This is a genomic window from Pseudomonas sp. AL03, assembly GCF_029960815.1.
Taxonomy (GTDB): Bacteria; Pseudomonadota; Gammaproteobacteria; order Pseudomonadales; family Pseudomonadaceae; genus Aquipseudomonas.
This window is the reverse complement of record NZ_JASBRE010000069.1, coordinates 1-2,377: the sequence shown is the minus strand read 5'-3', so window position 1 is coordinate 2,377 and position 2,377 is coordinate 1. Positions and strand designations below refer to the sequence as shown.

Annotated in this window: 4 protein-coding genes; 3 read left to right on the top strand and 1 reads right to left on the bottom strand. The window is 57.2% G+C overall.

Annotated features, from left to right (window positions below; translation table 11 throughout):
• Window positions 1–250 (bottom strand): hypothetical protein (locus QK293_RS27410; protein WP_282383469.1); only part of this gene is annotated, 250 nt, incomplete at its 3' end.
• On the opposite strand from QK293_RS27410, the gene QK293_RS27405 reads away from it, so the two are divergent.
• From QK293_RS27405 to QK293_RS27395, 3 genes are all read left to right on the top strand, one after another.
• On the top strand, window positions 143–424 hold the full coding sequence (locus tag QK293_RS27405) for a transposase (RefSeq protein ID WP_282383466.1): 282 nt from the start codon (window positions 143–145) through the stop codon (window positions 422–424). The two genes, QK293_RS27410 and QK293_RS27405, sit on opposite strands and share 108 nt — an antisense overlap.
• On the top strand, window positions 421–756 hold the full coding sequence (gene tnpB, locus QK293_RS27400; RefSeq protein WP_348775359.1) for an IS66 family insertion sequence element accessory protein TnpB: 336 nt from the start codon (window positions 421–423) through the stop codon (window positions 754–756). The genes QK293_RS27405 and tnpB overlap by 4 nt, the downstream gene beginning before the upstream one ends.
• Window positions 757–819: 63 nt before the next feature.
• Window positions 820–2,346: an IS66 family transposase gene (locus QK293_RS27395; RefSeq protein ID WP_282383460.1), complete on the top strand. Its 1,527-nt coding sequence runs from the start codon at window positions 820–822 to the stop codon at window positions 2,344–2,346.
• Window positions 2,347–2,377 lie beyond the last annotated feature (31 nt).

Genomic DNA, 2,377 nt, shown 5'->3' with positions numbered 1-2,377 from the left:
GTAAGCGTCCGGCCAAGTCACCTATCAAACCCCTGCAATAAGGGCGATGTTCTCCACTTAAAAATACGTGGACACCATTGCCCCTATCATCAGGATTTTCATGCGCCAAAGAACCTCTTATCCCAAACCCGTTAAAGCCCAGATCGTTCAGGAATGCCTGCAACCGGGCGTTTCGATAGCCAGCGTAGCCCTGCGCCATGGCATCAATGCCAATCTGGTTCGAAAGTGGATACCTATCTACCGTGATCATCAGGTGCCCGCGTTGCCCGCTTTCGTTCCGATGAAGCTAGCGCCTGTCATTCAGCCCAATCAGCCAGTTTCTGTCACCATCGAGGTTCCTTTCGGTCAGCAAAACCTCACAGTGAAGTGGCCATCCTCAGATCCTGATGGGTGTGCCCGTTTTATCCGCGAGCTTGCCCAATGATCCGTATCGACGCCATCTGGCTCGCCACCGAACCGATGGACATGCGCGCAGGCACCGAAACCGCCTTGGCCAGAGTTATTAAGGTATTCGGTGCGGCGAAGCCGCACTGCGCTTATCTGTTTGCCAACCGCCGCGCCAATCGCATGAAAGTTCTCGTGCATGACGGGATCGGCGTCTGGCTGGCAGCACGCCGGTTGAACCAAGGCAAATTCCACTGGCCAGGCATTCGACAAGGCAGCGAGCTGGAACTGGATGGCGAACAACTTCAGGTGTTGGTGCTTGGCCTGCCGTGGCAGCGCGTTGGCGCTGGCGGCGCAATCACGATCCTTTAAAAAGGCTGTAATTAACGCTTGCGCCTGCTGCCGTAGGCGGTCTGCTTTGGTAAAATCCACGGCATGACTTCCTTGCCCAACCTCGACCAAATGACCCCCGACCAGCTGCGCGCTCTCGCTGCGCAGTTGATGTCGAAGGTCGACACCATGGGCAGAAAGATCCATCGCGATCAAACCATCATCGAACAGCTGACTCACGAGATCGCGATCCTCAAGCGGCACAGGTTTGCCAAGCGCAGCGAGCAGATCAGCCCTGAGCAAGGCAGCTTGCTCGACGATCTGCTTAACACTGATCTTGAGGCTATCGACGCCGAGCTGACGGCACTCCAGCCGGCTCCGGCTCCAGCAGATGTGCGCCAAAAACCAAAGCGCGCGCCGTTGCCGCCGCAGTTTCCACGCACCGTCATTCATCATGAGCCAGAAAGCACTCAGTGCTCCTGCGGTTGCCAGCTCCAGCGCATCGGCGAAGACGTGAGCGAGAAGCTGGATTACACGCCAGGCGTATTCAGCGTCGAGCAACATGTGCGTGGAAAGTGGGCCTGCCGTCAGTGCGAAACACTGATCCAGGCACCGGTACCGGCCCAAGTGATCGACAAAGGCATCCCAACGGCGGGCCTGCTGGCTCATGTAATGGTGGCGAAGTTCGCTGACCACTTACCGCTGTATCGGCAGGAGAAAATCTTCGGTCGCGCCGGGTTAGCGATTCCTCGCTCAACGCTGGCTCAATGGGTAGGACAGACCGGCGTACAACTTCAACCACTGGTTGATGCCTTGCGAGAAGCTGTCCTGACGCAGCAAGTTGTCCACGCCGACGAGACTCCGGTGCAGATGCTCGCGCCCGGGCAGAAGAAAACTCACCGCGCTTATGTTTGGGGCTACTGCACCACGCCTTTTTCGGCGCTCAAGGCCGTGGTCTATGACTTCAGCCCAAGTCGCGCCGGTGAGCATGCACGTAACTTTCTCGGCTCCTGGAACGGCAAGCTGGTCTGCGACGATTTCTCTGGCTACAAGGCTGGTTTTGAGAAAGGCATGATCGAAATCGGCTGTATGGCTCATGCCCGCCGCAAGTTTTTCGACCTGCACGTGGCAAATAAAAGTCAGTTGGCAGAGCAGGCGCTGCACTCGATTGGTGGTTTGTACGAAGTTGAACGCCAAGCGCGGGATATGAGTGATGAGGATCGTTGGCGAATACGGCAAGAAAAGGCAGCACCATTGGCGAAAGCGCTGCATAACTGGATGTTGACCCAGCGCGATATTGTGCCCAACGGCTCGGCAACGGCCAAAGCTTTGGATTACAGCCTTAAACGCTGGGTAGCGCTGACGCGCTACCTGGAAGATGGGGCTGTGCCCATAGACAACAATGCCGTCGAGAATCAGATCCGACCGTGGGCACTTGGACGCTCCAACTGGTTGTTTGCGGGGTCGCTTCGCAGCGGCAAACGGGCGGCTGCGATCATGAGTTTGATCCAGTCAGCGCGCATGAATGGGCACGATCCATATGCCTATCTCAAAGATGTGCTGACGCGGTTGCCGACGCAGCGGGCGAGTGACATTGAGCAGCTACTTCCACATCAGTGGGCGCCTGCCTGAGCTACGCAAGGTGTGTTGCCCATCCGCTTAC